We start from the raw sequence: 25,902 nt of genomic DNA, 5'->3' as shown, positions 1-25,902 counted from the left end.
GTCCCGGCGGCGTCATCGGGCCGTGCCGTTGCGTGCCGTGCGTACGGGCCTCAGGCCCAGAGCTGGCCCTGGAGGACCTCGATGGCCTCTTCCGTGGTCGCCGCCGTGTAGACGCCGGTCGACAGGTACTTCCAGCCGCCGTCGGCCACGACGAAGACGATGTCGGCGGACTCCCCGGCGGCGACCGCCTTGCGGCCCACGCCGATCGCCGCGTGCAGCGCGGCTCCGGTGGAGACGCCCGCGAAGATGCCCTCCTGCTGGAGGAGTTCCCGGGTGCGGGTCACCGCGTCGGCCGAGCCGACCGAGTAGCGGGTGGTGAGCACCGAGGCGTCGTACAGCTCGGGGACGAAGCCCTCGTCGAGGTTGCGCAGGCCGTAGACGAGGTCGTCGTAGCGCGGCTCGGCGGCGACGATCCGCACTCCGGGGACGTTCTCGCGGAGGTAGCGGCCGACGCCCATGAGGGTGCCCGTCGTGCCCAGGCCCGCCACGAAGTGGGTGATCGACGGGAGGTCGGCGAGGATCTCCGGGCCGGTCGTGGCGTAGTGGGCGCCCGCGTTGTCCGGGTTCCCGTACTGGTAGAGCATCACCCAGGCGGGGTTCTGCTCCGCCAGCTCCTTCGCCACCCGTACGGCGGTGTTCGAACCGCCCGCGGCCGGCGACGAGATGATCTCGGCTCCCCACATCGCGAGAAGGTCGCGGCGCTCCTGCGAGGTGTTCTCCGGCATCACGCACACGATCCGGTAGCCCTTGAGCTTCGCGGCCATCGCGAGCGAGATGCCCGTGTTGCCGGAGGTGGGTTCCAGGATGGTGCAGCCGGGGGACAGTCGGCCGTCCTTCTCCGCCTGTTCGACCATGTGGAGCGCGGGGCGGTCCTTGATCGAGCCGGTCGGGTTGCGGTCCTCCAGCTTGGCCCAGATGCGGACGTCGGCCGAGGGGGACAGTCGCGGCAGGCGCACCAGCGGGGTGTTGCCGACCGCCGCGAGGGGGGAGTCGTACCGCATTACTTCGAGCCGCCGGCCACGGCCGGGAGGATGGTGACGCTGTCGCCGTCCTTGAGGGCGGTGGAGATGCCGTCGATGAAGCGGACGTCCTCGTCGTTGAGGTAGACGTTCACGAAGCGGCGCAGCTGGCCGCCGGCGTCCTGGTCGACGAGTCGCTCTCGGATGCCCTTGTGGCGGGTCTCCAGGTCCGCGAACAGCTCGGAGAGGGTGGCGCCCTCGCCGTTGACGGCCTTCTCGCCGTCGGTGTAGGTGCGGAGGATGGTCGGGATGCGGACCTCGATGGCCATGGCAGGCTCCAGTGTCGTGAAAGGGGCGAAGGAGTGTGCGGGCGCGCGTTCGTGCTGCCCCGCGCGGAGGGGGCCGGGTGCTCAGGCGGCAGGACAGATGGCGCTGGCGAGGCGGCACAGGTCGACGTGCAGCCGCGCCACGAGCAGCAGCCTGCCGGGCGTCTCGATGCTCACGTCGTGGGAAACCATGCGGTCATGTTAACGATTCCCGGTCCCCCGTTTGGAGTGTGATCCCGCATCGTGGACGCCATCGGCTCACATGGTGGTCAGTAGGCGGCCACGACCTGTACTTCTTCCTCCGTGATCACGCCGTCGACGATCCGGTAGGAGCGGAACTGGAACTCGCCGAGGCCGTCCTGGTCGGCCGTGGATACCAGGACGTAGTGCGCGCCGGGCTCGTTCGCGTACGTGACGTCCGTGCGCGAGGGGTAGGCCTCGGTGGCGGTGTGCGAGTGGTAGACGATCACGGGGTCCTCGTCCCGGTCGTCCAGTTCGCGGTAGAGCTTCAGCAGATCCTTCGAGTCGAACTCGTAGAACGTGGGCGAGCGGGCCGCGTTGAGCATCGGGATGAACCGCTCGGGGCGGCCGGTGCCCGCCGGGCCGGCCACCACGCCGCACGCCTCGTCCGGGTGGTCCTTGCGGGCGTGCTCGACGATCTGGTCGTACAGGGCCTGGGTGAGGGTCAGCATGGGCCACAGGATAAGCAGACGGGCCCTCTCGTACCGAGGAGTGGTACGGGAGGGCCCGAATGGTGGACACGATGCCCCGGGCGCGGGGCCCGGGGCGTGTTTCCCGGCCGTGACGGCTGCCGGGGGGCTCGGATTCCGCGGGTCAGCGGGTGACCTTGTTGAAGGCGGCTCCGCGCGGGTTGCGGGCCTTGAGGACCAGGTAGGAGACCCCCAGGACCAGGCCCCACAGCGGGGCGCAGTAGAGCGAGACGCGGGAGTCCTTGTCGACGCCCATCATCACGATGACCATGCCGATGAACAGCAGGGCGAACCAGCTGGTCCAGGGGGCGCCGGGGGCGCGGAAGGAGGACTGGGGCAGCTCGCCGCGGTCGGCCTTGGCGCGGTAGCGGATCTGGCAGACCAGGATCATGACCCAGGCCCACATGCCGGAGATGGTGGCGAAGGAGACGACGTAGTCGAAGGCCTTGCCCGGGGCGACGTAGTTGATCCAGACGCCGACCAGCATCAGGGCGGCGGAGAAGGTGGTGCCGACCAGCGGGGTGCCGTTCTTCGTGAGCTTGGTGAAGAACTTCGGGCCCTGGCCGTTGAGCGCGAGGTCGCGCAGCATGCGGCCGGTGGAGTACATGCCCGAGTTGCAGGAGGACAGGGCGGCGGTCAGCACGACGAAGTTGACGATCGCGGCGCCGACGCCGAGGCCCATCTTCTCGAAGGCGAGGACGAAGGGGCTCTCGCCGGCCTTGAAGTTGGACCACGGGATGACCGACATGATCATAATGAGCGCGCCGACGTAGAAGACGGCGATGCGCCACGGCACGGTGTTGATGGCCTTGGGCAGGGTCTTCGCGGGGTCCTTGGACTCGCCGGCGGTCACGCCGACCAGCTCGACCGCGAGGAAGGCGAACATCACGATCTGCAGGGTCATCAGCGTCTCGCCGATGCCGTGGGGGAAGAAGCCGCGGTCGCTCCACAGGTTGGAGACGGAGGCGGTGGCGGCCGCGTCGGAGAAGCCGATGGTGAGGATGCCGGCGCAGATCAGGATCATGCCGACGATGGCGGTGACCTTGACCATGGAGAACCAGAACTCCAGCTCGCCGAAGAGCTTCACGGAGATCAGGTTGGCGGCGTAGAGGATCACCGTGAAGATCAGGGCGTACGCCCACTGCGGGAAACTGTCGTCCGTCCAGTACGCCATGTACTTCGCGGCGGCGGTGACCTCGGTGATGCCGGTGACCACCCAGAACAGCCAGTACGTCCAGCCGGTCGCGTACCCCCAGAACGGGCCCAGGAACTCGCGGGCGTAGTCCGAGAAGGAGCCGGAGACGGGGCGGTACATGAGCAGTTCGCCCAGGGCCCGCATGATGAAGAAGATGACCAGTCCGGCGATGGCGTAGGCCAGGATCAGGCTCGGTCCGGCCTTGGAGATCGCCTTGCCCGCTCCGAGGAACAGGCCGGTGCCGATGGCTCCGCCGATCGCGATCATCTGGATCTGGCGGGCTCCGAGCGCCCGGTGGTAACCCTCCCCGTCGCCCTCGCCCCGACCGCCCTCGCCGGGCGTCCTGTCGTGCTGCTCGACCTGCACAGAGGTCATGTTTTGGTGCGCCTTTCTCCACGCCGACCCGCGCCTGGAACGGCTGCGGATCGGGTCCTCGATCCCCCCGGATACGGATGGAGTTGCACGCCGGCGGTCAGCCGGTTCGAGCGGGCCGGGGGACATGGGTGGCGTCCCGTCGGCGATCGTGAAGATTTATCACGGGCTTAGGGGTGGGAAAAGGGCGCAGAAGCGGCCTTCGGCCCGGTCATACCGGGACATGGGCGCCGAAATGGATCAGATCACCGCATGGCGGTGATCTGATCGTTATCCGGATTTGAGCGTCCGCTGAGCGAACGCGAAGGTGCATTTGACGTTCGCCGACCGTCGGCCCCGGCCGCCCGCGCGCGGTCAGAGGGTCTCGATGAGCGTCTCCTGGAGCCCTCCCAGCCAGAGGTACGCCATCACCATCGGCTTGCGCGGGTCGTCGTCCGGGAGCCGGAACAGCATCGCGCTCTCGTCGTCCTCGGAGATGTCGAGCCGGGCCGCGATGGTCAGCCGCAGGTCGTTGAGCGCGCCGAGCCAGCGCAGCGGCAGCTCGCCGGTCAGCTCCAGCACCGCCGCCCCGTCGCCGGCCGGGGTGAGGGCGTCGAGGCTGCGCACGACGGCCAGCGCGTCCTCCCGCTTGCGGGTGCGCAGGTCGTTCTCGGTGAAGCGGCGGAACTCCGCCGAGCGGGCCCGCAGCTCCTCGGCGTCCTGCCCCGGACGCGGGCCGTCGGGGCCCCCGTAGGCGTCGGGGAAGAGCCGGGCCAGCGCCGGGTCGGACGGGGGCTCGGTGGGGCCGTCGGAGGCGAACAGCGCCGCCAGCGGGTCGGCGTCCTCGGCGGGTTCCGGCCCGCCCGGGCCGATCAGCTCCAGCAGCTGCACGGCCAGCGAGCGCAGGATGGAGATCTCGATCTCGTCCAGGGCCACGGCGGCCCCGCCGCCCTTCAGCGGCTCGAACACGCCGCCCATCAGCCGCGGTCCTGCGAGAGGGTCGCCCAGAGCCCGTATCCGTGCATGGCCTGCACGTCCCGCTCCATCTCCTCGCGGGTGCCGCTGGAGACGACCGCCCTGCCCTTGTTGTGGACGTCGAGCATCAGCCTGGTCGCCTTGTCCTTGGGGTATCCGAAGTACGCCTGGAACACGTACGTCACGTAGCTCATGAGGTTGACCGGGTCGTTGTGCACCAGGGTCACCCACGGGACGTCCGGTTCGGGGACCGCGAAGGTCTCCTCGGCGGATTCGGTGCGTTCGATCTCAATAGGAGCAACACTCACTCGTCCCATGCTGCCACTGTGGCGGGCCGGTCGCACAAACGGACCCCCACATCTCGTCAGTTTGACGAAATGTGCGCTAGCATCCGTGACATGAACCCTGCGGACCTGGGCCTGCCGGTGGACGTGCCGTCGACAGCGCTCTTCACGGATCACTACGAGCTGACGATGCTCCAGGCAGCCCTGGCGAACGGCACCGCCGACCGCCGCTCGGTCTTCGAGGTCTTCACCCGGCGGCTGCCCGAGGGGCGCCGCTACGGGGTGGTGGCGGGCACCGGGCGCGTCCTGGACGCCGTCGAGAACTTCCGGTTCGACAGCGCGGTACTGGAGTTCCTGCGGGACCGGGCCGTGGTGGACATGCGGACGCTGGACTGGCTCGCCTCGTACCGCTTCTCGGGTGACATCTGGGGTTACCCCGAGGGGGAGGTCTACTTCCCCGGATCGCCGGTCCTGCGGGTCGAGGGCAGCTTCGCCGAGTGCGTACTGCTGGAGACGGTGATCCTCTCGATCCTCAACCACGACTCCGCCATCGCGGCGGCCGCCTCCCGGATGGCCTCGGCCGCCGGCGACCGGCCGCTGATCGAGATGGGGGCGCGCCGGACGCACGAACTGGCGGCGGTCGCGGCCTCGCGGGCCGCGTACGTGGGCGGCTTCAGCTCCACCTCGGACCTCGCGGCCGGCTTCCGGTACGGGATCCCGACGGTCGGCACCAGCGCGCACGCCTTCACCCTCGTGCACGACAGCGAGCGGGACGCCTTCACCGCGCAGGTCACCTCGCTGGGCAGCGGGACCACCCTGCTGGTGGACACGTACGACGTCGCGGAGGCGGTCCGCACGGCGGTGGACGTCGCCGGGACCGGCCTGGGCGCGGTGCGCATCGACTCCGGCGACCTGCTGCTGGTGGCGCACCGGGTGCGCCAGCAGCTGGACGAGCTGGGCGCCACGGGCACCCGGATCGTGGTCACCTCCGACCTGGACGAGTACGCCATCGCCTCGCTGGCGGCCGCGCCCGTGGACGCGTACGGGGTGGGCACCCAGCTGGTGACCGGCAGCGGGCACCCGACGTGCTCGATGGTCTACAAGCTGGTCGCACGGGCGGCGTCGGCCGACCCGAAGGCGCCGCTGGTGCCGGTGGCGAAGAAGTCCTCGGGCGGCAAGACCTCCGTCGGCGGGCGCAAGTGGGCGGCGCGCCGGCTGGACTCCGAGGGGGTCGCGGAGGCGGAGGTCGTCGGCACCGGACCGGTCCCGGCCGCGCTGGCCGACGCGCAGCTGCTGGTCCAGCTGGTGAAGGGGGGCGAGGTGGTGGCCCGCGAGCCGCTGGAGGCCGCCCGCGACCGCCACCGCACGGCCCGCGCCGGGCTGCCCCTCTCGGCGACCCAGCTCTCCCGCGGCGAGGCCGTGCTCCCGACGGAGACCCTTTACTGAGGCCCCCTCGCGCGGCCCGGCCCCGGCGGGCCCGCTGCGCGGAGCGGGGCGCCCGCCGGCCCCCGCGGCCTTCCCCGGGGGTCGGTCCCGCAGTTTCGGGAAGGGGCGGGGTGGGGCAAGAGCCCCCGCGGGGCCCGCCGCACCGCACGACCACACACACCGACCCGAAGGACACGCGACATGCACCGCGCACTGATCGTCGTCGACGTACAGAACGACTTCTGCGAGGGCGGCAGCCTCGCGGTCACCGGCGGGGCCGACGTCGCCGCCGCGATCACCGAGCTGATCGGGCAGACCACCCCCGGCTACCGGCACGTCGTCGCGACGCGGGACCACCACATCGACCCCGGCTCGCACTTCGCCCGGCCCCCGGCCGAACCGGACTACGAGACTTCCTGGCCGGTGCACTGCGTCGCCGGGACCGAGGGCGTCGGTTTCCACCCGAACTTCGCCCCCGCCGTCGCCTCCGGGGCGGTCGCCGCGGTCTTCGACAAGGGCGCCTACGAGGCCGCGTACAGCGGTTTCGAGGGCACCGACGAGAACGGCCGGGGCCTCAGCGAATGGCTGCGGGAGCGGCACGTGAGCGAGGTCGACGTGGTCGGCATCGCCACCGACCACTGCGTGAAGGCCACCGCCCTCGACTCCGCCCGCGCCGGCTTCACCACCCGCGTCCTGCTGGACCTGACGGCCGCCGTGGCCCCGCACACCACCGAGAAGGCGCTGGAGGAGCTCCGGGCGGCCGGCGTGACCCTGGTCGGCGGCCACCGGAGCCGCTGAGACGGCCGGCGAGGCTGCGGCGGCCGGGCGCCGACGCCCGGAGCGGCCCGAGCCCGGCTCAGCCGCCCAGGAGGGCGCGGATCGGGTGCCAGAGCTCCTGCTCGCGGTCCGGGGCCCCGCGCCACAGCAGGCCGTCGGGGTGGTGGAGGACGGCGGTGACCTCGTCCGGGGTGGGGGGCTGCGCGTTGCCCCGCAGGTACACGGCCCGCATGCCGAGGTTCCGCAGCCTGGTCAGGGCGCGGGCCCGGTTCGCCGCGTGTACCAGTACGCGTACGTTCCCGTCGTCGCCGCCCTCCGCGGAGGGCGGCCTCGGCAGCGTGAGCGCGACCACCACGCTGCCGCCTGGCAATCTGACGAAACCTCCACCGGGCATGATCTTCAGCTCCCCCGTCAACAAGAACAGTCGCCCACGCATCTAAACGCGATCGGCCGCCGCCCGCTAGGGGGCGACGGCCGATCATGCTTTGACCTGCGGCTTTACCTAATCACTTGACAGCGGGGCCGACCTCGATCGTCATCTGGAGGCCGTCGTAGGTCTCCTTCGCGATCTTGATCTTGGTGTTGGTGTCAGTGACCTTCACCGAGCCGGTCGGGTTCTCCTCGTAGTAGTACTTGCCCTTGTGGTCGTCGAAGACCATGTTCGCGGGCTTCGGCTTGACGAAGAGCGACTCGCCGTTCTTGTGCAGGGTGAACGCGTCCGTGGAGTACGCGCTGAAGGTGGCGTCGTACGGCTGGATCTTGTTCCGCAGCAGGGTGCCGTCCGACCACTTCATCGGCTTGGCGTTGGCGTCCACCGGCAGGATCAGGCCCTGGCCCGGGTGCTGGCTGGTGTTGTTGTCCTTCTGGGACTTGTCCCACAGCCAGATCAGCAGACCGTCCTGGTAGGGGTAGTGCTCGACCCAGCCCGGCTTGGTGTTGGCCCAGCCGAAGTTGTACGGGCCCACCTTGAGGGTGGAGTCGTACGAGACGTAGCGGCGGTTCTCCACGATGTAGTACTGCGGGTACTCCTTGGTGAAGCCCGCGCCGATCCGCTCGAAGCCCTTGCCGGTCCAGCCGTTGTCGCCGTTCTCGGCGCCGTCGGTGAACAGCGCGGCGCCGTCCGCGGTCAGGGTGACGGCGTCGGCCGTGAAGCCCTTGCCGCCCGCGCCGCCGTCCGTCTGGTAGCGGAAGCGGAGGTCGACCTTCTTGCCCGCGTAGGCGTCCAGCGGGAAGTTCAGCGCCTTCCAGGCGCCGGAGGTGCCGGTCAGCGACGGGCTGCCGGAGGCGTCGGCCGGGATGGCCGCACCGTCGGCGGTGCCGGCAAGGGCGGTCCAGGTGGCACCGCCGTCCGTGGACACCTCGGTGTAGAGGAAGTCGTAGTCGGCCTCGATGTCCCACCAGCCCTTGAGGGAGAGGGCGGCGGACTTCTTGCCGGTCAGGTCGACCGAGCGGGTCAGGGTGTTCTTGAGGTCGTCACCCATCTGGCTCCACCACTGCGAGGAACCCTCGGCGGGGGCGACGATGTCGGTCTTGACCTGCTTCTTCGGCAGCTCGACGACCAGCGCCTGCTTGTCCTTGGTGTTGTACTCGGCCACGCCCAGCTTGTGGGTGGACTTCGTCGCGGCCTTGGCCGTGTCGTAGTTCAGCCAGCCCAGCTGGAGCTTGTCCCAGGCGGTCATGTCGCCCGGGAGGTCGCCTATGGAGTCCTTGCCCTGGCCGAGCCAGGAGCCCGCGGACATCAGGGACCAGAAGCCGACCGAGTTCTCGCCGCCACCGGAGGTGTCGTAGAGGTCCGGCAGGCCGAGGTCGTGGGCGTACTCGTGCGCGAAGACGCCCAGGCCGCCGTTCTCCGGCTGCACCGTGTAGTCGCCGACCCAGATGCCGGTGTCGCCGATCTGGGTACCGCCGGCCTTGTTGTTCGCCGGGCCGGTCTTGCCGACGTCCGTGCCGTACGCGTACCAGCGGTGCGCCCACAGCGCGGTCTTGCCCTGCGCGCCGCCGCCGGCCGACTCGTCCTCGCCCGCGTGGACGATCTGGAAGTGGTCGATGTAGCCGTCGGGCTCGTTGAAGTTGCCGTCGCCGTCGAAGTCGTTGCGGTCCCACTGGTCGTACTGCGCCAGCTGGGCCTTGATCTGGGCGTCGGTCTTGCCGGCCTTCTTCTGGGCCTCCGTCCACGCGGTGACGCCGTCGCGGACGGTGTCCCACACGTTGGAGCAGTTGGACTGGCCGCAGAAGTTCGAGCCGTAACGGGCCTCGTTGTACGGGACCTTGACCCAGTCGGAGACCTCGCCCTCGACCGAGTAGCGGCCCGAGGAGGTCTTCTCGTAGTAGGTCTTCAGCGACTCCTTGCCCTGGCCCGTACCGAAGTACAGGTCCTGGAAGTACTCGCGGCTGAAGTCCTTGCGCCAGGCCGTGCTGTTGTTGGTCGCGCGGTCGGGCTGCGCGATCGTGTTGTGCAGCGGGCCGGGGGTGCCCCCGTACTTCGGCTCGGCCGGCTTCGGGCCCTCGGGGCCGTCGGGGTCGTGCATGGTCGTGTTGTCGACCTGGTCGCCGAACTCCACGAGGATCGTGAAGATCTTGTCGGTCTTCTCGCGGCCCAGCTCGACGTACTTCTTGTCGTCGAGCTTGACGACCTTCGAGGCACCGCGCTGCTCGACGTTCTTCTTGCCCGCCAGCACCTGGTCGAGGGCTGCCTCGCGCGCCTGCGCGTTCTGCTTGCTGAACGGGGTTTCGAGGTTGTGCTGGACCTGCTCCTTCGCGGGCGAGCTCGGGTCCTGCTTGTCGACAGCCGGAGCGTTGCCCCAAGCGGTGGTGGCCTGGGCCGTGGTGAAGAAGGCGCCCGAGGCCGCGGTGGCGGCCATGGTCACGCCGACGGCGGCGGCGCGCAGCGCGCGACGCCTGGTGGAGTTTCCGGTCACTTGATGTCGTTCCCCTCCCGCGGCCGCAACGTGGGTCGGAACGTCTCCATAGGAGCGGGGGGTTCCGCGCGGCGCGCGTCTCAAGTGACGACATTTGACCGGAGAGTCTAAAGAAAAGACAGACCTTGACTTCTTCCTTACAACTGCACTATGCGGTCAGCGAGTTCCGCTATTCGGACGTTCCGTCGCCATACCGCCCCATCCGGGGCGAAGACCTCCCGCCGGCCCGGGCATTCCGGGTATTGCGACCAGGCGTGCGACGCCGTGCGCCCCCTCCGTGCCCCGGCACCGTGGGTAAGTTCACGCTTACCTGTCACTCCGTCCGGGCAAGCCCTGGGGGAGTCACTTGACGCGTGCGCGATCTGTTGAGGCGACTCCCCCCTCCATGCCTCGAGGACGGAAGAAGCCATGCCGCGTCCGACTGCCGCACAGCTCGTCTACGGCTCCGCCACCGTCGTCGTGTCGACGATCGCCCTGCTGCTGCTCTCGCGGACGAGCACCGGGATCGGAGTCGCGGTCATCTCGGCCGCCGCGCTCGCCCTGGGACTGCTGGTCGCGCTCACGGTCGCGGTCCCCCGCCGGCGCCGCGGCCGGCACGCGGCGCGGCGGCCCGGCGGGCAGGGCGCGGGGGCGTCCGCCGGACGGGGGGCCGCGCCCTCCGGGACGGCCGCGGGGGCGGACGCCTCCCGGGTGCCCGGGCCCCGCACGGCCTCCGCGGACCACCGCGTCCACCACTGACCGGACACCGGCGCGGGCGGCCGCCCCCACCGGGGTCGGCCGCCCGCGCGTGTCCTCGTACCACTCGGTTCAAGAAGAGCTGACCACCACCGTCTTGGCGACCTTGTCGTGGAGCCCCTGCCGGTACGGCTTGTCGACGAGCATCGACACGATCAGCGCGAGCGGCCACAGGCAGAAGCAGCACACCAGCGTCGGCAGCCAGAGCACCACCGCGCGGCCGAGCGCCGGACCGGAAGGGGGCACGCTGCCGTCGTTGAGCATCGCGACGCGCAGACCCATCACCCTCTTGCCCAGGGTCCGGCCGTTCTTCCGCGTGAACCACCAGTCGTAGCCGATGTACGCGACGATCGCGATCAGCGTCCACACCAGACCCGTGCCGCCGTACGACTTCGAGATGACGGCGGTGACGTCCTCGCCCTCCTCGGTGTCCACGACGTAGCGCCTGTTGCCGAAGGGCAGTTGGATGAGGAACAGCGGCACCGCGATGATCAGCGTGTCGAGCACGCGTGCGACGAGCCGCTTCCCGAAGTCGGCGAGCGGGGGCATCCCGGCGAGCGGGTCGGGCATGCCGTAGCCGCCTCCTCCGCCGCCGTACGGGTCTCCGGGTCCGCCACCGCCGTACGGGGGCGGCGGCGGGGGGTAACCGCCGGGAGGCGGGGGCGGGGGGTAGCCGCCGCCACCGGGGGGCGGCGAGCCGTACGGCGAACCGCCCGACGGAGGTGTCGGTTCCTGGGGCTTCTTGAGGAACGGGTCGTCCTCGGGCGGCTGGCCCGGCGGCGGCTGATCGGTGCTCATGGCCCGAGTCGAACCCGGCTCCGCCCGCCCCGCAACGCGGCCGCGTCCGTCCGGGGCACGGCCCCGGCACGCCCTCCGGACCGGTCAGCGGGTCACGTACGTCCCGGCCGCCCGGTCGTGCCAGGCCCGCCGGCGCGGCCGGTCCACCAGGCACCACAGGCTGCCCGGCAGCCCCAGGAACGCGAACACGAGCCAGCGGCGCAGGGCCGCGCCGAAGGTGGGCGGGCGCAGGGTGGCGGCGGCCAGCACGCGCACGCCGAACAGCTTCTTGCCCGGGGTGCGGCCCCAGCGGGCGGTGGGCAGGGCCTCGTAGAGGACGCCGAAGAGCAGGACCGCACCGAGTACGAGGCCCAGGTGCCCGGCGGTGGTGGCGTCGAGCAGGTACACGGTGGTGGTGCGCCCGCTCGCCCGGGCCGCGTCCACCTTCGCCTCCAGATGGGCCGTCACCCGGGGTACGAGGGGCAGCGCCACGGCCGCGGCGACCCCGGCGTGCACGAGGGCGTCCACCAGCCGGGCCGCCCCCCGCCGCCCCAGCCCGGCGGGCCGCGCGGCCCGCTCCGCCATCCGCTCGAAGACGGCCCGGGTGTCCTCCCGGACGGGGGCGGGCGCGTCGGCGGCGGCGGGCTGCGGGGCGGGCGGCTCCGGGGCCGCGGGCTGCGGGGCGGGCGCGGAGGCCGTGGGGCGGGGCCGGGCGGTGGGCTCCGGGGCCTCGCGCGTCGCCGGGATCCTGCGGTCCGGCGCCGGCGCCGGCGCCGGCGTCGGTTCCGGTTCCGGCTCCGGTTCCGGCTCCGGTTCCGGTTCCGGTTCCGGCCGCCGGGGCGGGGCGTCCGGTACCGCCTCCGGCCAGCTGGAGGTGAGGCCCGAGGTACCGGCGCCCGGGGCGTCGGGCCAGGCCGGCGGGCGGGCCGAGAGGATGCCCACGCTCTCGGCGGCGGCCTGCGCCGGGAGCCTCTGCGCGCCGGCCGCCGCCGCTGCGGGCCGGGCCAGGGAGATCCCGGCGGCGGGCCGGACGGGCTCGGACTCCGCCGGCTCCCCCCACGAGACCCGCGCGTCGCGGGGGCCGCCGAAGCCGGCCTGGTGGACGGGGTCGACCTGCCACCCCGCCTGCCCCCGTCCCGCAGCGGGACCGGCCCCGGGACCGGCCCCGGCCTCGGGCTCCGGCGCGGGCCACCCGGCGCCGGCCGGACGGCCCGCGCCGCCCGGGGCCGCGCTCCGGGCCCGGTCCGCTTCGGCGGCCCGTACCGCGCCCGCGTAGCCCCCGTCGGGCCCGGGGGCGGGCGCCCGGCCGGACGGGGGCGGCGGCTGCCGGTTCGCCGCGGGGCGCGGGTCCCGCAGGGCCGCCGTCATCGAGGTCTCGTCCAGGAACACCGGCCCCGTCTCCTCCACGCGAGCGGCGGCGGGAGCGGCAGGACGGCTCGTACCCGGAACCCAGGACGTTCCGTTCCAGTACCGGACGTACCCGGGGATGGACGGGTCGGGGTAGTAGCCCTCGCGGGCCGCGTGCTCTCCGTCACCAGGGGAGGCCGTCAATGTCCCCAACTCCGATCGTGGCTCGAGGCTTGTGCAGGGGAGGACCAAGGGGAGGACCATAGCCAAGAACCCCCTGTCGGCAGGTCCGGTAACGGGAGATTCCAAGCCTTCGGGCGAACCTCACCCCGCCTCCGCCCCCGACGACGGGTTTCGGTCAGCCGACAGATTCCGGCCAACCTGACATTCGTCGCGGAAACCCGCGTCATACCCGGGCACGAGGGTGCTCTCTCCTCGTGCGGGGCGACGACCGCCCCGCGTCCGCCTGCGAACGCCCGAAGTGAGGCCGCCATGCACCACCACCCCGTCGTCGAGCGCGAACTGGAACTCAAGCTGGTCCTGTCACCCGAGCGCAGCATCCCCGTCCCCGCCAAGCTGCTGTACCTCACCGACGACCCCTACGCCGTGCACGTCACCTTCCACTCCGGCTCCAGCATGCCGGTCAACTGGACGTTCGCCCGCGAGCTGCTCGTCGAGGGGGTGTTCCGCCCGTGCGGCCAGGGAGACGTCCGGATCTGGCCCACGAAGATCGGCGGCGAGTCCGTCCTGTGCATGGCGCTGAGCTCCCCCGACGGCGACGCCCTCCTGGAGGCCCCGGCCGGTGCGGTGTCGGCCTGGCTGGAGCGCACCCTGCGCATGGTCCCCCCGGGGACGGAGGCGGAGCGGCTCGGCCTGGACGACGCCCTGGCCGCACTGCTCACCCCCACCCCCGCCGACGAGCTGTGGCTGCGCGACCCGTGGCCCTCCGACGAGCCCGCGGACGGCGACCTGTGACCCGCCGCGTCCCGCCGCGCACGGGGCGGCCGTCAGAAGAGCTTGCCGGGGTTCAGCAGCCCGAGCGGGTCGAAGGCCCGTTTGACGGCGCGCTGCATCTCCAGGCCGACCGGCCCCAGTTCCCGTGCCAGCCACTCCTTCTTCAGCACCCCGACTCCGTGCTCCCCGGTGATGGTCCCGCCCAGGGACAGCCCCAGGGCCATGATCGCGTCGAAGGACTCCCGGGCGCGCCGCGTCTCGTCCTCGTCGGCGGGGTCGAAGCAGACCACCGGGTGGGTGTTGCCGTCGCCGGCGTGCGCGCAGACGCCGATGAGCAGGTCGTGTTCCGCGGCGATGGCGGCCGTCCCGTCCAGCATCTCGGCGAGCCGCGACCGCGGGACGCACACGTCGTCGATCATCGTCGCGGGCCGCAGCGCCTCCAGGGCGGTGAGGGACATCCGGCGGGCCCGGAGCAGCAGTTCCGTCTCCGCCTCGTCCTCGGCGGGTACGACGGCGCTCGCCCCGGCGGCGGCGCAGAGCCCGCCGACGGCCGCCAGGCCGGCGGGCGCGTCCGGGGTGTCGAAGGCGGCGAGCAGCAGTGCCTCCGTGCTCTCGGGCAGGCCGATCTTCCCCAGGGCGTTGACGGCGCGGACGGTCGTACGGTCCATCAGCTCCAGCAGCGAGGGCGTCAGGCCGGCCTCCATGACGGCGCAGACGGCCTCGCAGGCGGCCGCCACCGAAGGGAACTCGGCGGCGAGCGCCAGCTGCCGGGGCGGCGCCGGCCGCAGCGCGAGGACGGCTCCGACCACCACGCCGAGGGTGCCCTCGGAGCCGACGAACAGCCGCGTCAGGTCGTACCCGGCGACGCCCTTGGCGGTACGCCGTCCCGTGCGCAGCAGCCGCCCGTCGGCCAGCACCACGTCGAGGCCGAGCACGTACTCGGCGGTGACCCCGTACTTCACGCAGCACAGCCCGCCGGACGCGGTGCCGATGTTGCCGCCGATGGTGCACTGCTCCCAGCTGGAGGGGTCGGGCGGGTAGTACAGGCCCTGTTCGGCGACGGCCCGGGAGAGGACCGCGTTGACCACGCCCGGCTCGACGACGGCGATCCGGTCGACGGCGGACACCTCCAGGATCCGGTCCATCTTCACCAGGGACAGCACGATGCAGCCGTCGGAGGCGTTGGCACCCCCGGAGAGGCCCGTGCGGGCGCCCTGCGGGACCACGGGGACCCGTAGGGCGGTGGCGGTGCGCATGACGTGCCGGACCTGCTCCACGGTCCGGGGAAGGACGACGGCGGCCGGGGTGCCGGCGGCGCAGAAGCCGGCCGTGTCGCGGGCGTAGGAGGCGGTCACCTGAGGGTCGCTCAGCAGTGCCTCGGGCGGAAGTCCTTCGCCGAGCCGGGCCATGAGATCGTCATCCATGGGGCCACAGTGGCAGCCGGGGCCATCGGTGTGAACACGGCCGCGACCGGCTTCGGACACCTCGGCGCGCTCTTCATATTGACGCACAGTGAGCGCATGCACGGTTTCGACGAGCAATCCCAGCAGCCCGCGCCACCCGTGAACTTCACCGGCCGCAAGACGGTCGTGGCGGCCGCGGTAGCGGTGGTCCTCATCGCCGGGGCCCTGCTGATCCGCCCGGCCCGCACCGGTGACGACGCACGCCCTCCGGGGCCGAGCGAACGGGCCGCGTCGGCGGTGGGGATGGGCGCGCCGGCGGCGGCGGTGGACCTGACGGCGCTGGTCGCGGACCGGGAGAAGTGGGTCGCCGCGCACCCGCGGGACGACGCTTCGTGGGCGGTGCTCGGCTCGGCGTACCTGGAACAGGCCCGGCGGACGGCCGATTCCGGGTGGTACCCGAAGGCGGAGAAGGCGCTCAAGCGGTCGCTGGAGGCCCGCCCCGCCGAGAAGGGCAACCTCGACGCGATGACGGGCATGGGCGCGCTGGCCGGCGCCCGGCGGGACTTCGGGACGGCGAGGAAGTGGGGGGAGCTGGTACGGGCGCAGGCGCCGCGGCGCTGGACGGCGTACCCGGTCCTCGTGGACGCGTACACGGGCCTCGGCGACTACAAGGCCGCGCAGCGGGCGATGGACCGGCTGATGGAGCTCCGGCCGGGCCTGGCCGCGCACCTGAGGGCCGCTCAGGTGTACCGCGACCGGGGCTGGCGCGAGGACGCGGTGGTGGCGCTGGAGGCGGCGGGCGGGGAGGCGAAGTCCCCGGCGGAGAAGGCGCACGTGCTGTTCCGGCTCGGGGAGCTGGCATGGGAGCGGGGCGACCCGGGCGAGGCACTGCGCCAGTACGAGGGCGCGCTGCGCACCGATCCGGCGCAGGGCGAGGCGCTCGGCGGCCGGGCCAGGGCGCTGGCCGCGCTGGGGCGGGGCGGGGAGGCCGTACGCGACTACCGGCTGGCGCTGGGACGCACCCCGGTGCCGCGGCTGGCGCTGGAGCTGGGGGAGCTGCTGGAGTCGCTGGAGCGGCCGGAGGAGGCGCGGGCGCAGTACCGGTCCCTGGCGGCGCTGGCGGCGGCGGGCGAGGCGAACGGGGTCAACGAGGAGGTGGTCCTCGGCCTGTACGAGGCGGACCACGGCGATCCGGCCCGGGCCGTACGCCGCCTGTCGGCGGAATGGGCCCGGCACAAGAGCGTGCAGGTGGCCGACGCCCTGGGGTGGGCGCTGCACCGGAACGGCGAGGACGAGCAGGCCCTGGAGTACGCGAAGAAGGCGACCGACCTCGGGCTGCGGAGCGCGGAGTTCTCCTACCACCGGGCGGTGATCGAACGCGGCCTGGGCGACGAGGCGGCGGCCCGCCGGAGCCTGCAGACGGCGCTGCGCACGAACCCGGTCTTCTCTCCGCTGCGGGCCCCGCTGGCGCAGGAGGCCCTGTCGGCCATCGGCCAGCCCCCGGCGGGCGGCCCGGAGAACATGCGGCCCCGCACTCCGTGGGTGGCCCCGGACCTCCCGGAACCGAACCCGCCGAAGCCGAAGCCGAAGCCGGCGACGGCCAAACCGAAGCCCGCCACCACCTGAGCCGCCCGGCCGGCGCCTGAGCCGCCCCCGAGCCCCGCAGCCCCCTCCCGCCCCCGCAGCCCCCTTCCAGCCCCGCCGGCGCTTGAGGCCCCCCAGCCCCGCCGGCGTTTGAGGCGCGGGGGTCTGGGGGCGGAGCCCCCGGAACGGGGGTCCGGGGCACAGCCCCGGGGAACGGGCGAAGGGCGGGGCGGGGAGCAGCCCGCGCAGCGGCGCCCCCCGCCCCGGGCCGGACAGGCCAACGGCCCCGCCGGAGACAACCGGCGGAGCCGCATCACCCCCGGGGGCGAACAACCTAAAGGTTGCCCCGCTTCTCCTGCTCCCGCTCGATCGCCTCGAACAGCGCCTTGAAGTTGCCCTTGCCGAAGCCCATGGACCCGTGCCGCTCGATGATCTCGAAGAACACCGTCGGACGGTCCTGCACCGGCTTGGTGAAGATCTGCAGCAGGTAGCCGTCCTCGTCACGGTCGGCGAGGATCTTCAGCTCGCGCAGCTCGTCGATCGGCACGCGCGTGTCGCCGACCCACTCGCCCAGCGTGTCGTAGTAGGTGTCCGGCACGGACAGGAACTGGACGCCCGCGGCCCGCATGCTCCGCACCGTCGCGACGATGTCGTTCGAGGCGAGCGCGATGTGCTGCACGCCCGGCCCGTTGTAGAACTCCAGGTACTCGTCGATCTGCGACTTCTTCTTCGCGATCGCCGGCTCGTTGATGGGGAACTTCACCTTCTTGGTGCCGTCCGCGACCACCTTCGACATCAGCGCCGAGTACTCGGTCGCGATGTCGTCGCCCACGAACTCCTTCATGTTCGTGAAGCCCATGACCTTGTTGTAGAACGAAACCCACTCGTTCATGCGGCCCAGCTCGACGTTGCCCACGCAGTGGTCGATCGCCTGGAAGGTCCGCTTGGCGGGCGGGGCCACCATCGGCTCCACGGCCACGTAGCCCGGCAGGTAGGGGCCGGTGTAGTCGACGCGCTCGACGAGGGTGTGGCGGGTCTGGCCGTACGTGGCGATCGAGGCGAGCACGACGGTGCCGTTCTCGTCCTTGACCTCGTACGGCTCGTCCAGGCCGCGCGCACCCTGCTCGACGGCGTACGCGTAGGCCGCGCGGGCGTCGGGGACCTCGATGGCGAGGTCGATGACGCCGTCGCCGTGCTCGGCGACGTGCTCGGCGATGAAGCGGCCGTGGTCGGTGGTCGCCTTGATGACCGAGGTCAGGACGAACCGCGCGGAGCCGTTGGTCAGGACGTAGCTGGCGGTCTCACGGCTTCCGTTCTCCGGTCCGGAGTAGGCCACGAGCTTCATGCCGAAGGCGGTCGAGTAGTAGTGCGCGGCCTGCTTGGCGTTGCCGACGGCGAAGACGACCGCGTCCATGCCCTTCACCGGGAAGGGGTCTGCCTCACGCGCGGTCTGCGGGGTGGTGTCCAGGGTCTCAGTCATAAGCGCAGATTCCCGCCCTTCCACAAGCTGCGCAATAGTTTCCTTTTCCGCTGTACAGATTGCCCAGCGCGGCCCCAGCATGACTGAAGGATCTGTGCAGTATGCGCAGCCGATCGAGGAAGGGTTCCCATGGGTATCGACGAGCTCGACGGCCGTCTCATCGTCCTGCTGGCGCGCGAGCCCAGGATCGGGGTCCTGGAGGCGTCGCGCCGGCTCGGCGTGGCGCGCGGCACGGTGCAGGCGCGCCTGGACCGGCTCCAGTCCAACGGGGTCATCCGCGGCTTCGGGCCGCAGGTGGACCCGACCGCGCTGGGGTATCCGGTGACCGCCTTCGCCACGCTGGAGATCAAGCAGGGCCAGGGGGCGGACGTACGGGCCCACCTGTCGGGCGTCCCCGAGGTGCTGGAGCTGCACACGACGACGGGGCACGGGGACATGCTGTGCCGGCTCGTGGCCCGGTCCAACGCCGACCTCCAGCGGGTGATCGACCGGGTGGTGGGCTTCGAGGGGATCGTCCGCGCCTCTACGGCGATCGTCATGGAGAATCCGGTCCCCCTGCGGATCATCCCGCTGGTGGAACAGGCGGCGGCGGACGGCTGATCCCCGCGGCAGAGTTCCAAAGAAGTGGTTGCAAAGAAACCCTTGCACAGAAACCTTTGCAACCCTACGCTTGGGGCATGCCCGAAAAGAACGCCACTCCCGAACCCAGCCCCGCACCCCGCCCCGCCCCCGAACCCCCTCCCGAAAGCGAGCCCGCGGCGGCGACACCCGCACCACCCCCGGAGCCCAAGGTCCGGACGCTGGACTCCCGCTCCCTGCGGGGCCTCGCCCACCCCCTGCGCATGCGGCTGCTCCGCGCCCTGCGCATGAGCGGCCCGGCCACCGCTTCACAGCTGGCGGAGCGGCTCGGAGAGTCCAGCGGGGCCACCAGCTACCACCTGCGCCAGCTCGCCGCCCACGGGTTCATCGAGGAGGCGCCCGAGCGGGGCAAGGGCCGTGAGCGCTGGTGGAAGGCCGCGCACGACGGCACGCGCCTCGACGACTCGCTCGCCCTCGACGACAACCCCGAGACGCGAGGGGCGGCCGAGGTCTTCCTGGCCGAGATCATGAAGATCCACACGCAGGAGCTGACTTCCTGGCTCGGCGAATCGGTCGACTGGTCGCCGGCCTGGCGCGGTTCCAGCGACCTCAGCGACTTCACCCTCCGTCTGACCGCCGGGCAGACCCATGAACTGGTCCACAAGCTCCACGAGCTGATCAACAGTTACCGGGACCTGCCGCCCGCCGGGAACGCGGAGGAGGTGGAAACGGTCCGCATCCACACCCACGCCTTCCCGCGCCGCACCACCGAATAGCCCCTCCCCTCCCCTCTCCCCCTTCGCTCCGCCGCATCCGCCGCATCCGCAGAAGGAGTCCTGCCATGCACGCCTTCACGCACGCCCAGATCCACGCCGCCCGCACCGCCGCCCTCGCCGCCGAGGCCGCCGCCTGGCACCTCGCCCGGGAGGCCGCCCCCAGCCCCTCCCCGGTCCTGCCCGCCCTGCCGGCCCTGCGCAACCGCCTCGGCGAGGCCCTGGTCGCCGCCGGCATACGCCTGATGCAGCCGGCCCACGTCCACCACCGGATCCGGCAGCACGCCGCATGAGCCGGCGGCCCTTCGCGGCGGTCCTGGCGGCCAACACGATCTCCATAGCGGGGAGTTCCCTGACCCTGATCGGCGTCCCGTGGTTCGTGCTCCAGACCACGGGCAGCGCCGGACGAGCCGGCGTCGTCGCCTTCTGCGCCACCCTGCCGGTGGTGATCGCAGCACTCGTCGGCGGCCCGGTCATCGACCGGATCGGCCGCCGCCGGGTCTCCGCCGCCTCGGACGTGATCTGTGCCCTGTCGGTCGGCGCGATCCCCCTCCTCCACTCCGCGGACCTGCTCGAGTTCTGGATGCTGTGCGCGCTGATGGCCGTCGGCGGTCTCGTGCACACCCCCGGCCTGACCGCCCGCTACGTCCTGCTGCCCAGCCTCGCCGAGCACGCGGGCACCACCATCGCCCGGGCGGCGAGCCTCTACGACGCCGTCTCGCGCGGGGCCCGGATGATCGGCGCCGCGGTGGCGGGCGTACTGATCTCGGTGTTCGGAGCCGAGACCGTCCTCCTCCTGGACGCGGCCACCTTCGCCGCGTCCGCACTCCTCGTCTCCGCCTTCCTGCGCGGCGTCCCGGCCGCGGAACCCCAGCGCACCCGGGAGAGACCCTCCTTCGCCGCCTACCGCGCCGAGCTCGCCGAGGGCTGGCGGTTCCTGATCCACTCACGGCTCCTGATGGGCATCACCCTCATGGTGATGACGACCAACGGGCTGGACCAGGGCTGGTCCTCCGTCCTCCTGCCGGTCCACGGCCGCGAGGACCTCGGCGGCGCCACCACCCTCGGCCTGATGGTCTCCCTCTTCGGCGGCTTCGCCCTGCTGGGCGCCCTCCTCTACGGCGCCTGGGGCGAACGCTTCCCCCGCAGAGCCGTCTTCGCGGGAGCCTTCCTCGCCTCCGGGGCCACCCGCTACGTGGTCGCCGCCGTCACCGACACCCCGCTGCCCCTCGCGGTCACCATGGCCCTGGCCGGCCTGGGCGCGGGCGTACTCAACCCGATCCTGACCACCGTCGTGGCCGAGCTCGTACCGGAGGACCTGCGCAGCCGTGTCTCCAGTGTGAGCATGGCGGGCGGCGAGCTGGCCATGCCGATGGGCGGCCTCGCGGCGGGCCTCCTGGTCGACGGCTTCGGGGTGACCACGGCCCTGCTCCTGTTCGCCGCCGTCTACCTCCTGGCGACCAGCGCCCCGCTGCTCTTCCCCGCCTGGCGCGGTCTGAACGCGAAGCCGTCCGTCAGCAGGACGGCACGTTCTCACTCCGGTTCAGCGCCCGAAGCGAGTTCACCGCGTCCGTCAGCGAAGTGACGGGGATCAGCTGAAGCCCGTCGGGGAGTTCGGACTTCGCGTCCGAGCACTCCGCCTTCGGCACGAGGAACACGGTCGCCCCGTCGCGCCGCGCGGCCTGCGTCTTCAGGCCCACTCCGCCGACCGCGCCGACCGTGCCGTCGGCGCTGATGGTTCCCGTGCCGGCGATGCTGCGGCCTCCGGTGAGGTCGCCGCCGCTGCCGTCGCCGACGAGCTTGTCGACGATGCCGAGGGTGAAGAGGAGCCCGGCGCTCGGGCCGCCGACGTCGGCGAGGTCGAGCCGGACCTTGATGTCCTTGGGGTCCTTGCGGAGGTAGCCGAGGGCGGCGGTCACGGCGGCCGACTGCGACTGGGCCATTTCCTCCAGGTTGTGCTCCTCGATCTGCCGGTCGCTCCCGCCCGAGGGATAGACGGACTCCCTGGGCATGACCGCCTCGTCGCCCTTGAACCAGTGGTCGATCAGCTCGTGCAGCGTCATCGTCGAGGAGGGGCCGGTCGCCCGGATGGTGGTCATCCGGAGCTGGCCCTTGGTGTCCCGGACCGGGGCGCCGGTGACGGTGATCACCGGCTTGCCCTGGTCGGTGCCCAGCACGTCGGCCGTGGGGCCGGGCACGGCCACCACGAAGGGCAGCGGCGCGAGGGCCGCGACGGCGAACAGTCCGAGGACGGGCGCGGCGCAGACGGCCAGGGCGGCGGGACGCGGCAGACGTGTGAGGCGTGAGAGCACCCGGTCAATCTACCGACCCGGACCGCCCGGCCCGCGCCGCCCGTGTCCGCGCCCCTCAGCGCAGGGCGTCGGCGACCTCGCGGGCCGCGTCGACCACGCGGGGCCCGACCCGCTCCGGCACGGCGTCGGCCAGCATCACGACGCCGACGCTGCCCTCCAGTCCGGTGATGCCGACGAGCGGAGCGGCGGCACCGCTGGCGCCCGCCTCCAGCTCCCCGTGGGTCAGGGTGTAGCCGGGCTCGATCAGCGAGCCCTGGCGGGCGGCCAGGATGGCCCGGCCGGCCGCGCCTCGGTCCAGCGGGTGGCGGAAGCCGGCCCGGTAGGCGACGTGGTAGTCGGTCCAGGTGGGCTCGACGACGGCCACGGCGAGCGCCTCGGTGCCGTCGACGAGGGTCAGGTGCGCGGTGGCCCCTATGTCCTCGGCGAGCGAGCGCAGCGCGGGCAGGGCCGCCTCGCGCACCAGCGGGTGGACCTGCCGGCCCAGGCGCAGCACGCCGAGCCCGACGCGGGCCCGGCCGCCGAGGTCGCGGCGGACCAGGGCGTGCTGCTCGAGCGTGGCGAGCAGACGGTAGACCACCGTGCGGTTGACACCGAGGCGGTTGGAGAGCTCGGTGACGGTCAGACCGTGGTCGGTGTCGGCGAGCAGCTTGAGGACCCTGAGCCCTCGGTCGAGAGTCTGGGAGGTTTCCGCGGTCACGACGCCTCTCCCTCTGTTTTAGGTGGGCGGCGGTGACTCTCATGCGGTGCGGTGCTGCCGGTCCCACGGCGACGCATGGAGAGGCCGCCGGTAGCGGCCATGGCACCGGCTGCGCTCCCGCGGCGGCGCTGCCACGGGGCGTTCGATGCGGGGACAGTAGCGAGCGAGTCCGCTGAGCGAAAGGCCTCGTCCAGAATCCGGTCGCCTACTGCCGGTTTAAGCCGTTTTCTTCGCGCAGCTGTATCGATTCGTAATGTCCATTGACCGAAAACCGGTTTACACGGGCCTTACTCTGATCGTGTTCAAAAATGATGTTGGGGGGAGCGGGCAACGCAAGCCTCGAACGCTTATCAGGGGAGAGAAGCAACAGTGAAGCTGAAGCGCATGGCCGTCGTGGCCGCTGCCGCCGTGGTGGGCCCGACGGTCCTCATGGCCACGCCCGCGATGGCGGACGAGGCCCAGAACCCGGCCGTCACCACGCCGGACGCGGCTCCGAAGGACGACGCGGCGCCCGCCGCCGAGACCCCGGCCAACGACGCGGCGCCGGCCGTCGAGACCCCTGCCAAGCCCGCCGCCGAGAAGCCGGCGCCCGCGCCCGCCCCTGCCAAGCCCGCCGCCGAGAAGCCGGCCCCGGCGCCGGCCCCGGCCCCGGCCGCCCAGGACGAGGAAGAGGAAGACCTCGTCGCCACCGGCCCGGTCCTCGACGTCAACGGTGTCCCGAGCGCCTTCAAGGCGGGCGGCGACTGGACCAACCTGACGTACACCGTGGACAACTCGAAGGGCAAGGCGCAGGAGAGCTACGTGCTCGTCCTGGCCGTCGCCGACCAGGCCGCCGAGCTGGAGGCCTCGGACGTCAAGATCCAGATCTTCCACCAGGGCGCCTGGCACGACGTGGAGATCATGGGCGAGGGCGGCTCCGTGATCGCCCTGCTGACGGACGACATCGAGATCCCGGCCAAGAAGGTCAGCCTCCAGGTCCGCGTCAAGTTCACCACGGGCGCCCCGGCGGGCGAGATCGCCGTCATCGCCGCCGGCGGCAGCAACGTGGACGACGACGTCTTCTCCGACACCGCCGTGGTCGAGTCGAAGATCGTCAAGGGATCCAACGGCGGTGGCAACACCGGCGGTAACACCGGCCACAACAACGGTGGCAACACCGGTGGCGGCAACAGCAACACCAAGCCGAACGGCGGCAGCAGCACCACGCCGATCGTCGACACCAGCACCGGCTCCGGCAACACCGGCGGCGGCACCCACACCGGCGGCGAGCTCGCCGAGACCGGTGCCGACGCGGCCACCAGCTGGGCGCTCGGCGCCGGCGGTGTCGCGCTCGCCATGGGTGCGGCCCTGGTCGCCGGCACCGGCCGTCGTCGCCGCGTCTCCGCCTGACGCACAGCACACGGGAACGGGGTCCGCGCGCAGCAGCGCACGGACCCCGTTCCGCGTACTCAGGAGCGGCTCACCGCATCCGCGTGGCCCACTCCTGCACCTTCTTGATCCGCTCCTTCAGCTGCCCCGCCGTGGCCTCCGCGCTCGGCGGCCCGCCGCACACCCGGCGCAGCTCCGTGTGGATCACCCCGTGCGGCTTGCCGCTCTGGTGGACGTACGCGCCCACCATCGTGTTCAGCGACTTCCGCAGCTCCAGCAGCTCCTTGTGCGAGACCACCGGCCGCCGCTCGGCCGGCAGCTCCAGCAGGTCCGCCTCCGCGTCCGGCCTGCGCCGGCTGTGCGCGATCTGCCGCGACTGCCGCTTCTGCAGCAGCAGCTGCACCTGGTCCGGCTCCAGCAGCCCCGGGATGCCGAGGTAGTCCTGCTCCTCCTCGCTGCCCGGGTGCGCCTGCATGCCGAACTCGGCGCCGTCGTACAGCACCCGGTCGAAGACGGCGTCGGACTCCAGCGCCTCGAAGGACATCTGCTCGTCCTCGCCGGTGTCCTCGTCCTCCTGCCGGTTCGCCTCCTCCATCTCCTTCTCGGACTCCGCGTACGGGTCCTCGTCCTCGCCCGCCTTCTTCGGCCGGTCGAGGACGTGATCGCGCTCGACCTCCATCTCGCTCGCGAAGCCGAGGAGGTAGGGGATCGTCGGAAGGAACACGGAGGCCGTCTCGCCGCGCCTGCGGGACCGCACGAAACGGCCGACCGCCTGCGCGAAGAACAGCGGGGTCGAGATCGTCGTCGCGTACACGCCGACCGCGAGGCGCGGTACGTCGACGCCCTCGGACACCATGCGGACCGCGACCATCCAGCGGTCGTCGCTCGCGCTGAACGTGTCGATGTTCTTCGAGGCGCCGGTGTCGTCGGAGAGCACGACGGTCGGCTTGGTCCCGGTGATCTCCCGGATCAGCTTCGCGTACGCGCGCGCCGCGTCCTGATCGGCGGCGATGACGAGACCGCCCGCGTCCGGGATGCCCTTGCGGACCTCCGTCAGCCGCTGGTCGGCGGCGCGCAGCACGTTCGGCATCCAGTCGCCGCGCGGGTCCAGCGCCGTGCGCCAGGCCTGCGAGATGGCGTCCTTGGTCATCGGCTCGCCGAGGCGGGCCTCGATCTCGTCGCCCGCCTTGGTGCGCCAGCGCATGTTGCCGCTGTAGGACAGGAAGATCACGGGCCGGACGACGCCGTCGCCGAGGGCGTTGCCGTAGCCGTAGGTGTAGTCGGCGGAGGACCGTCGGATCCCGTCGTTGCCCTCCTCGTACGTGACGAAGGGGATCGGGTTGGTGTCGGACCGGAAGGGCGTACCGGTCAGCGCCAGGCGCCGGGTCGCCGGGTCGAAGGCCTCCAGGCAGGCCTCACCCCAGGACTTCGAGTCGCCCGCGTGGTGGATCTCGTCCAGGATCACCAGGGTCTTGCGCTGCTCGCACCGGTTGCGGTGCAGCATCGGGCGCACGCCGACGCCCGCGTAGGTGACGGCGACCCCGTGGTAGTCCTTGCTCAGCGGCCCGGCCGAGTACTCCGGGTCGAGCCGGATGCCTATCCGGGCGGCCGCTTCGGCCCACTGCTTCTTCAGGTGCTCGGTCGGCGCGACGACGGTCACCTGCTGCACCACGTGGTGGTGCAGCAGCCAGGAGGCCAGGGTGAGCGCGAAGGTCGTCTTGCCGGCGCCGGGGGTGGCGACCGCGAGGAAGTCCCGCGGCTGGGTCTGGATGTACTTGTCCAGCGCTCCCTGCTGCCAGGCTCGCAGCTTGCTGGCGGTACCCCACGGGGCACGGCCGGGGAAGGCGGGTGAGAGGTGGTGGGAGGCGGTAGTAGTCACGGTCTCCGGTTCGTTGCTCTCGGCGGTCGTGGCAGTCGTGGTCGTCCTGGTCGCCCTGATTCTCGTGGTCGGACGCAGGACAACCGGGCCACCC

Annotated in this window: 26 protein-coding genes; 10 read left to right on the top strand and 16 right to left on the bottom strand. The window is 72.0% G+C overall.

All coding sequences use genetic code 11. The features are described from left to right. Positions 1-50: 50 nt before the first annotated feature. From ACZ51S_RS14285 to clpS, 7 genes are all read right to left on the bottom strand, one after another. Positions 51-1,001 (bottom strand): PLP-dependent cysteine synthase family protein, encoded by a 951-nt coding sequence (locus ACZ51S_RS14285; RefSeq protein ID WP_468960871.1) that lies wholly within the window; start codon positions 999-1,001, stop codon positions 51-53. Further along, the gene (locus ACZ51S_RS14280; protein ID WP_388940971.1) at positions 1,001-1,288 is read right to left on the bottom strand and encodes a MoaD/ThiS family protein; all 288 of its coding nucleotides are present in this window, start codon (positions 1,286-1,288) and stop codon (positions 1,001-1,003) included. The genes ACZ51S_RS14285 and ACZ51S_RS14280 overlap by 1 nt, the downstream gene beginning before the upstream one ends. 81 nt (positions 1,289-1,369) lie before the next feature. After that, positions 1,370-1,477 (bottom strand): putative leader peptide, encoded by a 108-nt coding sequence (locus ACZ51S_RS14275; protein WP_311736929.1) that lies wholly within the window; start codon positions 1,475-1,477, stop codon positions 1,370-1,372. A gap of 77 nt (positions 1,478-1,554) precedes the next feature. Further along, positions 1,555-1,977, bottom strand: coding sequence for a M67 family metallopeptidase (locus tag ACZ51S_RS14270; RefSeq protein ID WP_388940968.1), 423 nt, complete (start codon positions 1,975-1,977; stop codon positions 1,555-1,557). Between the two features lie 142 nt (positions 1,978-2,119). Beyond that, on the bottom strand, positions 2,120-3,565 hold the full coding sequence (locus tag ACZ51S_RS14265; RefSeq protein ID WP_468475050.1) for an amino acid permease: 1,446 nt from the start codon (positions 3,563-3,565) through the stop codon (positions 2,120-2,122). Positions 3,566-3,916: 351 nt separating this feature from the next. Then, positions 3,917-4,519 carry a DUF2017 domain-containing protein gene (locus tag ACZ51S_RS14260; protein WP_468475051.1) on the bottom strand — a complete coding sequence of 201 codons (603 nt, stop codon included), beginning with the start codon at positions 4,517-4,519 and terminating at the stop codon, positions 3,917-3,919. Further along, entirely contained in the window at positions 4,519-4,833 is a 315-nt protein-coding gene (clpS, locus tag ACZ51S_RS14255) for an ATP-dependent Clp protease adapter ClpS (RefSeq protein WP_388940960.1), read from the bottom strand. The genes ACZ51S_RS14260 and clpS overlap by 1 nt, the downstream gene beginning before the upstream one ends. Before the next feature lie 81 nt (positions 4,834-4,914). Here clpS and ACZ51S_RS14250 point away from each other — a divergent pair, with 81 nt between their 5' ends. Together ACZ51S_RS14250 and ACZ51S_RS14245 are read left to right on the top strand one after the other, a co-directional pair. Then, positions 4,915-6,246 carry a nicotinate phosphoribosyltransferase gene (locus ACZ51S_RS14250; protein ID WP_468475052.1) on the top strand — a complete coding sequence of 444 codons (1,332 nt, stop codon included), beginning with the start codon at positions 4,915-4,917 and terminating at the stop codon, positions 6,244-6,246. A gap of 180 nt (positions 6,247-6,426) precedes the next feature. After that, positions 6,427-7,023 carry a nicotinamidase gene (locus ACZ51S_RS14245; protein ID WP_468475053.1) on the top strand — a complete coding sequence of 199 codons (597 nt, stop codon included), beginning with the start codon at positions 6,427-6,429 and terminating at the stop codon, positions 7,021-7,023. Between the two features lie 58 nt (positions 7,024-7,081). Here the strand turns inward: ACZ51S_RS14245 and ACZ51S_RS14240 are convergent, their stop codons facing one another. Together ACZ51S_RS14240 and ACZ51S_RS14235 are read right to left on the bottom strand one after the other, a co-directional pair. Next, complete coding sequence (locus ACZ51S_RS14240; protein ID WP_468475054.1) at positions 7,082-7,396, bottom strand: hypothetical protein; 315 nt, start codon at positions 7,394-7,396, stop codon at positions 7,082-7,084. A 112-nt stretch (positions 7,397-7,508) separates the two neighbouring features. Then, positions 7,509-9,863, bottom strand: coding sequence for an immune inhibitor A domain-containing protein (locus ACZ51S_RS14235; RefSeq protein ID WP_468475076.1), 2,355 nt, complete (start codon positions 9,861-9,863; stop codon positions 7,509-7,511). Positions 9,864-10,328: 465 nt separating this feature from the next. On the opposite strand from ACZ51S_RS14235, the gene ACZ51S_RS14230 reads away from it, so the two are divergent. Beyond that, the gene (locus ACZ51S_RS14230; RefSeq protein ID WP_468475055.1) at positions 10,329-10,658 is read left to right on the top strand and encodes a hypothetical protein; all 330 of its coding nucleotides are present in this window, start codon (positions 10,329-10,331) and stop codon (positions 10,656-10,658) included. A gap of 69 nt (positions 10,659-10,727) precedes the next feature. Here ACZ51S_RS14230 and ACZ51S_RS14225 read toward each other — a convergent pair whose 3' ends face one another. Both ACZ51S_RS14225 and ACZ51S_RS14220 read right to left on the bottom strand, forming a co-directional pair. Further along, complete coding sequence (locus ACZ51S_RS14225; protein WP_468475056.1) at positions 10,728-11,453, bottom strand: RDD family protein; 726 nt, start codon at positions 11,451-11,453, stop codon at positions 10,728-10,730. A gap of 84 nt (positions 11,454-11,537) precedes the next feature. Then, the gene (locus ACZ51S_RS14220) at positions 11,538-12,983 is read right to left on the bottom strand and encodes an RDD family protein (protein WP_468960868.1); all 1,446 of its coding nucleotides are present in this window, start codon (positions 12,981-12,983) and stop codon (positions 11,538-11,540) included. Positions 12,984-13,271: 288 nt separating this feature from the next. On the opposite strand from ACZ51S_RS14220, the gene ACZ51S_RS14215 reads away from it, so the two are divergent. Then, complete coding sequence (locus ACZ51S_RS14215) at positions 13,272-13,754, top strand: SsgA family sporulation/cell division regulator (protein ID WP_468802095.1); 483 nt, start codon at positions 13,272-13,274, stop codon at positions 13,752-13,754. Positions 13,755-13,786: 32 nt separating this feature from the next. Here ACZ51S_RS14215 and ACZ51S_RS14210 read toward each other — a convergent pair whose 3' ends face one another. Continuing rightward, a complete protein-coding gene (locus tag ACZ51S_RS14210) occupies positions 13,787-15,157 on the bottom strand; it encodes an FAD-binding oxidoreductase (protein WP_468475059.1) in 1,371 nt (456 codons plus the stop codon). Between the two features lie 96 nt (positions 15,158-15,253). Between ACZ51S_RS14210 and ACZ51S_RS14205 the strand changes: the two genes are divergently transcribed. Beyond that, positions 15,254-16,762: a tetratricopeptide repeat protein gene (locus ACZ51S_RS14205; RefSeq protein WP_468475060.1), complete on the top strand. Its 1,509-nt coding sequence runs from the start codon at positions 15,254-15,256 to the stop codon at positions 16,760-16,762. Between the two features lie 292 nt (positions 16,763-17,054). Here ACZ51S_RS14205 and hppD read toward each other — a convergent pair whose 3' ends face one another. Continuing rightward, a complete protein-coding gene (hppD, locus tag ACZ51S_RS14200) occupies positions 17,055-18,200 on the bottom strand; it encodes a 4-hydroxyphenylpyruvate dioxygenase (RefSeq protein ID WP_388940933.1) in 1,146 nt (381 codons plus the stop codon). Between the two features lie 129 nt (positions 18,201-18,329). On the opposite strand from hppD, the gene ACZ51S_RS14195 reads away from it, so the two are divergent. The 4 genes from ACZ51S_RS14195 to ACZ51S_RS14180 all read left to right on the top strand — a co-directional run bounded on the left by ACZ51S_RS14195 (position 18,330) and on the right by ACZ51S_RS14180 (position 21,137). Then, positions 18,330-18,800 carry an Lrp/AsnC family transcriptional regulator gene (locus ACZ51S_RS14195; RefSeq protein ID WP_125816769.1) on the top strand — a complete coding sequence of 157 codons (471 nt, stop codon included), beginning with the start codon at positions 18,330-18,332 and terminating at the stop codon, positions 18,798-18,800. Positions 18,801-18,877: 77 nt separating this feature from the next. After that, positions 18,878-19,555, top strand: coding sequence for a helix-turn-helix domain-containing protein (locus ACZ51S_RS14190; RefSeq protein ID WP_468960865.1), 678 nt, complete (start codon positions 18,878-18,880; stop codon positions 19,553-19,555). A 65-nt stretch (positions 19,556-19,620) separates the two neighbouring features. Next, positions 19,621-19,845, top strand: coding sequence for a hypothetical protein (locus ACZ51S_RS14185; protein WP_468475062.1), 225 nt, complete (start codon positions 19,621-19,623; stop codon positions 19,843-19,845). Next, positions 19,842-21,137: an MFS transporter gene (locus ACZ51S_RS14180; RefSeq protein WP_468960863.1), complete on the top strand. Its 1,296-nt coding sequence runs from the start codon at positions 19,842-19,844 to the stop codon at positions 21,135-21,137. Before ACZ51S_RS14185 ends, ACZ51S_RS14180 begins: the two co-directional genes overlap by 4 nt. Here the strand turns inward: ACZ51S_RS14180 and ACZ51S_RS14175 are convergent. Continuing rightward, entirely contained in the window at positions 21,067-21,864 is a 798-nt protein-coding gene (locus ACZ51S_RS14175; RefSeq protein WP_468802098.1) for a S16 family serine protease, read from the bottom strand. The two genes, ACZ51S_RS14180 and ACZ51S_RS14175, sit on opposite strands and share 71 nt — an antisense overlap. 55 nt (positions 21,865-21,919) lie before the next feature. Continuing rightward, positions 21,920-22,561, bottom strand: a complete 642-nt coding sequence (locus ACZ51S_RS14170; protein ID WP_007264382.1) for an IclR family transcriptional regulator — start codon at positions 22,559-22,561, stop codon at positions 21,920-21,922. A 369-nt stretch (positions 22,562-22,930) separates the two neighbouring features. Here ACZ51S_RS14170 and ACZ51S_RS14165 point away from each other — a divergent pair, with 369 nt between their 5' ends. Next, positions 22,931-23,950: a hypothetical protein gene (locus ACZ51S_RS14165; RefSeq protein WP_468475064.1), complete on the top strand. Its 1,020-nt coding sequence runs from the start codon at positions 22,931-22,933 to the stop codon at positions 23,948-23,950. A gap of 70 nt (positions 23,951-24,020) precedes the next feature. On the opposite strand, the gene ACZ51S_RS14160 is transcribed toward ACZ51S_RS14165, so the two are convergent. Beyond that, the gene (locus tag ACZ51S_RS14160) at positions 24,021-25,808 is read right to left on the bottom strand and encodes a DEAD/DEAH box helicase (RefSeq protein ID WP_468802100.1); all 1,788 of its coding nucleotides are present in this window, start codon (positions 25,806-25,808) and stop codon (positions 24,021-24,023) included. Positions 25,809-25,902: the final 94 nt, after the last annotated feature.

The organism is Streptomyces sp. NPDC034043 (assembly GCF_055575675.1).
This window is presented reverse-complemented; position numbering and strand designations above follow the sequence as displayed.